Source organism: Corynebacterium sp. CCUG 70398 (genome assembly GCF_024454055.1).
Lineage (GTDB): Bacteria > Actinomycetota > Actinomycetes > Mycobacteriales > Mycobacteriaceae > Corynebacterium > Corynebacterium genitalium.
The window spans coordinates 49352-55933 of record NZ_JAGPYZ010000009.1 but is presented as its reverse complement, the minus strand read 5'-3'; the positions used below and the strand labels follow the sequence as shown (position 1 = coordinate 55933).

The 6582-nt window shown below is 60.6% G+C and carries 7 protein-coding genes; 1 reads left to right on the top strand and 6 read right to left on the bottom strand.

Features of this window, described 5'->3' with window-relative positions:
- Positions 1-539: 539 nt before the first annotated feature.
- Positions 540-1760: a helix-turn-helix domain-containing protein gene (locus tag KBX07_RS09995; protein ID WP_256023988.1), complete on the top strand. Its 1221-nt coding sequence runs from the start codon at positions 540-542 to the stop codon at positions 1758-1760.
- A 28-nt stretch (positions 1761-1788) separates the two neighbouring features.
- Here the strand turns inward: KBX07_RS09995 and KBX07_RS09990 are convergent, their stop codons facing one another.
- The 6 genes from KBX07_RS09990 to KBX07_RS09965 form a co-directional block, all read right to left on the bottom strand.
- Entirely contained in the window at positions 1789-2136 is a 348-nt protein-coding gene (locus KBX07_RS09990) for a proline racemase (protein WP_255999046.1), read from the bottom strand.
- 181 nt (positions 2137-2317) lie between these two features.
- Positions 2318-2893 carry a hypothetical protein gene (locus KBX07_RS09985; protein ID WP_255999045.1) on the bottom strand — a complete coding sequence of 192 codons (576 nt, stop codon included), beginning with the start codon at positions 2891-2893 and terminating at the stop codon, positions 2318-2320.
- 65 nt (positions 2894-2958) lie between these two features.
- Positions 2959-3261: a hypothetical protein gene (locus tag KBX07_RS09980; protein ID WP_255999044.1), complete on the bottom strand. Its 303-nt coding sequence runs from the start codon at positions 3259-3261 to the stop codon at positions 2959-2961.
- Positions 3262-3466: 205 nt separating this feature from the next.
- Positions 3467-4882 carry a hypothetical protein gene (locus KBX07_RS09975; protein ID WP_255999051.1) on the bottom strand — a complete coding sequence of 472 codons (1416 nt, stop codon included), beginning with the start codon at positions 4880-4882 and terminating at the stop codon, positions 3467-3469.
- Between the two features lie 74 nt (positions 4883-4956).
- Positions 4957-5622 carry a DUF4145 domain-containing protein gene (locus tag KBX07_RS09970; RefSeq protein WP_256023987.1) on the bottom strand — a complete coding sequence of 222 codons (666 nt, stop codon included), beginning with the start codon at positions 5620-5622 and terminating at the stop codon, positions 4957-4959.
- A 232-nt stretch (positions 5623-5854) separates the two neighbouring features.
- Positions 5855-6565 (bottom strand): IS6 family transposase, encoded by a 711-nt coding sequence (locus tag KBX07_RS09965; RefSeq protein WP_255996981.1) that lies wholly within the window; start codon positions 6563-6565, stop codon positions 5855-5857.
- Between the last annotated feature and the right edge of the window lie 17 nt (positions 6566-6582).

Genomic DNA, 6582 nt, shown 5'->3' with positions numbered 1-6582 from the left:
GGAAGACGCCTACTATCAACAATCACACGCCCAGCCGTTGGGCGTTCAATAAGCGGAACGAAAACCAGGACGCTTCACGTCCCGAGTCTCGAAGCGAAACCCGTACCGACCCTCGCGCCGCCCACCGCCTCGACAACCGAACCGACCCCCGCCCCGAAAAACCCCGCCACGAAAACCCGTGCCGCCAACCCTGCGACTGGTTCGCTGTAGCCCATCAGACGTCCCGCTCACCGCTTTTCCCGCGGACTCCCGACCCGAGCCCCGTCTCGTTTGCCGGACCGGGCGGGCGAGTCGTTACGGGGCGCGTCGCGTCCACCGCCCCGAGGCCCGTCTCGGTGCCCGCTGGGGTTCGCTTCGGGCGTCGTTGCGGTTTTCGACCCGGGTGCCGTTTCGGGCACGTCCTCACGCTTCGGAGTCCGACACGTTAGCCGGAGCGGTTGCCGACACGGAAGCGGGGTACGGAGCGGGGACGTTGAACGTGCTGCGTGACCGTTGTATGTGAGCCAGAACCGCCGAAACCGCTTCGTACAATGACACCTATGTTCACCGCTTTGCACTCCGCCCTTGGAATTGCGCCCACCGACGAATTCACAAACGAGATGCTCGACCGACTGGTCGAGGAGCGCACTGCGGAGCGGCAAGACCTCGACTTCAAAGAGAAGATCGACAGCAAGCCGACTCGGCCTGAGAGCGACGTGAAGAAAGACCTGTGCGCTATGGCGAACAGCGGTGGTGGGGTCATTGTCTACGGCGTGGGTGAGCTTCCCGACATGAAAGACCACGCCGGTAAAAGGGTCAGTGCCGGCGAGTACTCCTCTGGACTGGAACAGTCGTATTTGACCGTTGCCACCGCCTACATTTCGCCGCCGCTGCGGGGTGTGGAGTTCCACCGGGTCGAACACCCCGAACACGAAGCATTCGTCGTCGTGGTGCCGGCGAGTCAGCAAGTGCCGCATATGTACTTCGCCGAAAAGAAAAACGCCACGGTGCTCGCTGCGCCGACTCGTAACGGGAGTCACTCAGAGTGGTTGAGTGAGCCTGAGATTTCGAACCTGTACAGGCTGCGGTTTCAACGGGAAGAAGCCTCGTCCCGTGAAGTAGACGAGGTGTATAGCAAGGTGGCCGCGAAGCGGTCTAGTGACGGCTTTTGGGGTGTCGGTGTTGCGGTGCCGACGTACCCGGCAAGAAAGGACGACGTTACTGAGCGTGACGCGATTATGGCAAGGTTTGCCGCTTATGACGACCCGCTGCGCCTGGAATACAACGGGGCGGTGTCTCCGGCGACTGCCTCGAATTACCGCAGGGGTTTGAAGTGTTGGACGTTTTCGGGAAAGCAGTACGACACGCAAGAATTGCTCGCGTATGTCGAGCTGCACGAAAACGGGGTTGTCACCGTCCTGTCGCGGCTGGACAGGGAGACGTTCTCGACGGGGGACCAGATAGTGCCCACGCATGCGTTTGCGTGCTTGGTGGGTGACCTCTTGGCACTCATTCGCCACTACGGAGGTGTCACCGGCAACACCGACTACACCGTGCGTTGCAACGTCGAGTGGGACCAAGACAAGCCGCTGGTGTTGTGGCAGCCGAAAGATCCGAGGTACTTCTCTGAAGACCCACTGCCGTTAGAGTCCTTTAGCCCGGTGGAGGCGGAGGTAAGTGTTACCGCGAACGCTCCGCTCATTGACACCGCGAGGTCGCTGGTGCGGGACTGCTTGAACCAGGCAGGAGTTGAGCAGCTTCCGGTGTGGAGAAAGCAGTAAAGCTTAAACGCCTGTCCGTGTCAGACTACTAGAACTGCGGGTTCTTCTTCCGCTGGTAGGCGGCAGTGTCCACCGTTTCGAGCACCGAGCCGTCTGCCGTCACGACGCGCAATTCGGTGACCATTTCGCGCAGGTAGACGGACTGCTTATTCGTCCAACCGAGTTCCGTGGCGTAGAAGTCGCCGAGCGAGTCGGAGTAGCCCTCGTTCAGCGAGTTCCAGGCGCTCAAGTCAACGAACTTCTCCGGCTCGATTGTCACCGTCAGCACCCCGTCGCTGTAGGCGACGTCGGTGACGACCTTGGCGCGGACAACGCCTGCTTCGGCACGCTCGTTCAGCCAGTCCCGAATAATGGTGCCGGGGGCGGGGAAAGACATTGTGTGCTCCTTGGCTGTGGTGTTTTGGAGAGGGGACAACACCGAGGGTAGCGACGGGCTCGACGCGGGTACGGAAGTATCGACTACATGTTCTAATCGCTGGCGGTCACCGACAGGGTCGGTCTGTCGAAACCCGCCACGGTGACCCTTCGCTCACCGTGGCGGGTTTCTCTCTGCATTTCTACACGGGGTAGACCGTACGAATTGTCCTACTCAACTGCGCCGGCACACCCTCGTCCCGGAACGACTGGGTAATGCGACGAGCCTCCTCAAAGTCGTTGCAACGAGCCAGGAAGTCTATGGCTTCTGCGGTCCAGACTTCCCAGGTGTCCTGGCAGAACATTGCGTCCAGGAGCTCGCGGGGCGCGTCCTCTTTCGGCGCGTCGCCTGCCTCCAGCTCTTTCGGGTCGAACTGGTCGGCGGCCACGAGGTTGTCCCGTTCGTAGTACGTCAGGTGGCGCGGGTTTGCGTCGGCCTCCAGCGTGATCATGCCGTTGTCCTGGTCGGAGTATTTGACCAGCGTGGTCAGAAACTTCATTGCCTGGAACACGTCGAGGTGAACGTGCTCACCGTCAGCTCCGACAACGCGGACGCTGTCGGCGTGACGGCGGAGGAACCGGTTCATTGTGACCAGCTCGTCCCGGTTGAAGAACACGTCAAGCGAGAGCAACACCTCCTTGTTTGTGCGTGGGGTCGTGGTTTTCTTTTCTTCGGTGCAGCGGTGTGGTGGCGCTGCGTTCGAGTTGTGGTGGGTCATAGAAAGTAGCCTGCCTTACCTCGAAAAGCCGTCCACTAACCCAGGGGCAGGCAGTTAGGTGCAGGTTAGGACGTCTCTTTCAACCGCGGGTCGCTCTCGGACTCAATGCGGTCCCAGCGCACGAGGTACGCCGCGGCCTGTTCACCGCGGGCAAGACGCTCGCCGACCTCCTTGAGAGCTAGCTCTGCCGACCAGTGGGCGGACAGAAGCCGAAAGTCCCCGTCTCGCGCCTCGACTCGGACCGCGGAGTATGGGTACGGGTCGGAAAGAGAGCGCATTTTCTTGGCGTAGAACGTGTCCGGCGCGGCCTCCTGCGGCCACGTCGAGCCAGGCACACCACCGTCACTGTCGTGTCGTTGTTCAGTCATGGACGGGCATTGTGTCGTCGAACGAGGCGAACCGCTACAGCGGGGGTTCGCACCTTGACCCAATTCGGGACTCCGCTGCCACGATTGACGCGCCCCTCCAGGCCAACGCCCCACTTCCAGCCCCTGGCGGCCTCCCGCACCGAGCCCCGCCACGACTCCCGAAACGACTGCCGCCCCCGGAACCCAGCCTTGCGACAGCCGCGTCTCACCACTGGCTCTCGTCCTCTGGCAACCGCTGCTCGAACGCTGCAATCAGCCCACGGTTCTCGTGCTCGTCAAAGGGGACGGCCATGGGCAAGTCGGTTTCGCCCAAAGCGCTGGTCTTGGTCAGTCGTTCCCTGCACCAGTTGAGCCACTCTTCGGCCTCTGGAACGCCTTCGAGCGCGTCGAGGTACTCCTCAATTTCCCGCCGCTCTTTCCAGACCTCAACGCGCCTGAGAAGTACCTTGTGACGCTCACCTTCCCGGTGGTGGACACGGGCGAGCTCCGTTGCCTTGTCGAGTCGGCGCTGCCGGCGCTCAGCCTCAAGTCGATCTCGCTCTTCCACCACTGCGTACCACTGCTCTCTGCGGTGGACGTCAGCAAAGAAGTCTCCGAGCACCGAATTTAGCCGCGTCGGCTTCGCAGGGGTGTCGTTACGCCTGGTGAAACCGACAGTGAGAGACACCAGGCCTGTGCCTTCTTTGACGTAGTACTTCGGCATTTCTTTGCCCTTGTTGTACGACCAGCGCAGCGAGTCCTCGTAGGCTTTGACCTCCTTCTTCGTCGGCGGCCGCTCGACGTTGTTTTCGCGCTCGCTGGCCCACACTTCATATGAGCGGTGGTCGGTGTCGAGCGTGACTTTCTCCAGCACCTTCTTGCCCTTGTAGTCCTCGGTGTCGTGTGCCGTCACGCTCCACCCGCGGGCTTGTGCCTCGGCAACAACGACATGCAGGAGCAACTTCGCACGCTGCTTCGTCTCTGCGCTGTACCACTTAGAGGTTCGCAGAAGCCGGTTGATAGCCGGGTGGAATTTGCGAACCTCAACTTCTCCCCGCAGGACAGGTCCTGGGTCTGGTGACACCCACTCGTCCGTGTCGAGCAACGCAGCGGTCACCGTCACGGGAGAGTCGAAGTGCCACGAGTCGGAGCGCCATTCGAGCATGAACTCTTTGCCGTCTGGGACAAGGTCTTTCCGCGGTCCTTTGACCCACTTTTCGACGGGGTCCCAGTCGGCTCGTGCCACGTCGCGGTTTTCTACGCGCCTGACAACCCACCCACGCTGAGAGGCGACCAAGTCTTCGAGCAAGTCGGTCACCCGCGCGTCCAGTGCTACTTCGCTCGCAGGTGGTGGCTCTGGTGGAGCATAAATCGGCGAGGCGACCACCGCCCCGGGTGCCGTACCGCGTTTTCGTTTCGGTCTCCGGAGCGGTTCTTTCCCTGCCAGCACCCGCTTGCCGCGCTCGGTGGCTGTTGCTTGCCAGGTCTTGCCGTGGCCTTTGACCTTGACGAGCTCATGGCCTTCAAGTGTGCGGGCGGTGGTTTTGTACGTCGAAGGCACCTCAGGGTCGGTGGGACACCCGTCAACGACCCATTGCAGGACGGTGCGTTGGCGCGGGGTGAGTTCTTTCGCGGCTGGCATGGGGTTATTGTCGCCGGTCGGAACGGGTTGCGCAGCGGTTAGCGGGGCGGGTGTCGTTTCGGGGGGACCACCCCTCAAGACTCGTTTTCGGCGTTTGCGTTTCCCTCAAACTCAAAGGCCATGCGAAGAATCATCTGGGTAAACTCGATGGCTTTCAACGCGGTAGATTGCCTCACCGATTTCAGCTCGTGAGTGGCTGCATTGCCCCAGAGTCGAATGCTGTCAGCCCAACTGTCCTTGATGCGCTTAGTGAGAATTCCCTCATTCACCAAAAAATTCACGCACTCTTCGAACTTTGGTGCCCAGCCCCTGTCGTTTTTCTCTGGTAGACCGCAACGAACAGCAGCAGCGAAGACTATCTTGCGGCACATAAGCACCGCGCTGGTGTAGGCGCCAACAGAGTATGTGAGGTTCGCTTCCTCCCACATCTCTGCAACGTCGCCAGGTAGGTTGTCGATAGGTTGCTGTTGTGTCCGCGGCGGGTAGATCTCCTCGCCACCACCCTCCCGAAAAATGCTGATTGAAGCTCCGCAGCAATCTTGGCAGACCATCCAGCGGTACCCGGTTTCAACGAAGTCGCGCCTGTCGGTGGCCCAGGCGATGTTGACCGTTTTTCCTGCTCCGCACACCGGGCAGGTGATAGCACCCGACTGTGCGCTATCGTCAGCAAACTCAAATCGTTGGTGTCCTTGGTTAACGTCCAGTTCAAGCAGGGCAAAATTTCTGTAGCCGAGCATCATCCTCCTTCGAAACGGGAATCGACACGTTAAGCGTAGCGAGCACCCCGACGCGCCTCGTTTTCTTTCGAACACCCCGTCGACTCTGCCAGGCTAAAAAGCGACACTCGACTCGTTTTCCGAGACGGTTCGATACGCTTATTCCAGCAAAAGAGAGGGTGCTGTTGCAAAGTTGGGCGGAGAGCCGAGACGACCCAGTTTCTCATTTCCTGATGGCCGCTGCGTGTGGGCGTTCTCAGGCCGTCTCGAAGACCCGGTTGACGATCACCGCGTCCGGATTGGGGTGCCCATAAGCAAACATCGTGCCCTGGCCTTTCCGTAATGAATGCATCGCTTCCATCCCTTTCAACGTCCGGTAGGCAGACGTCCGATTTTTGAACGTCCCCTTCGGTCCCAGGATTCGTTTCAACCGGCCATGATCTCCCTCGAGAACGTTGTTCAGGTATTTCACCTGCCGGTGCTCCACCGTCTGAGGGCAGATTCCCTCCGCCTTCAGCTCGAATATTGCCTTGGCCAGAGCTGGTGCCTTGTCGGTGTTGATGACCCGCGGGGACCCGGCTGTCGTATTCGATCGCAGGGTCTTGGCCAGGAAACGCTTGGCCGCCGCGACATTGCGCTTCGGAGAGAGATAAAAGTCCAGGGTCTGCCCACCGACGGTAATAGCCCGGTAGAGATAGCACCACGTGCCGCCGACCCGAATATAGGTCTCATCCACCCGCCAGGACCGGGCCTGCCAGTCGGGTACCTGCCGGTACCACCGAGTGTGCTTATCCAGCTCAGGGGCGTATTTCTGCACCCAGCGGTAGATCGTGGTGTGATCGACTGGCACACCCCGCTCGGTCATCATCTCTTCGAGATCGCGGTAGCTCACGCCGTAGCGGCAGTACCACCGCACCGCCCACAGGATGATGTCACGGGGGAAATGCCGACCGGAGAAGATGCCCATGGCCGTGATTATTTCAC

Bases quoted from the DNA above. Each gene is read 5' to 3' on its own strand.
- KBX07_RS09995 (WP_256023988.1), top strand. From the start codon at position 540: ATGTTCACCGCTTTGCACTCCGCCCTTGGAATTGCGCCCACCGACGAA.
- KBX07_RS09990 (WP_255999046.1), bottom strand. From the start codon at position 2,136: ATGTCTTTCCCCGCCCCCGGCACCATTATTCGGGACTGGCTGAACGAG.
- KBX07_RS09985 (WP_255999045.1), bottom strand. From the start codon at position 2,893: ATGACCCACCACAACTCGAACGCAGCGCCACCACACCGCTGCACCGAA.
- KBX07_RS09980 (WP_255999044.1), bottom strand. From the start codon at position 3,261: ATGACTGAACAACGACACGACAGTGACGGTGGTGTGCCTGGCTCGACG.
- KBX07_RS09975 (WP_255999051.1), bottom strand. From the start codon at position 4,882: ATGCCAGCCGCGAAAGAACTCACCCCGCGCCAACGCACCGTCCTGCAA.
- KBX07_RS09970 (WP_256023987.1), bottom strand. From the start codon at position 5,622: ATGATGCTCGGCTACAGAAATTTTGCCCTGCTTGAACTGGACGTTAAC.
- KBX07_RS09965 (WP_255996981.1), bottom strand. From the start codon at position 6,565: ATGGGCATCTTCTCCGGTCGGCATTTCCCCCGTGACATCATCCTGTGG.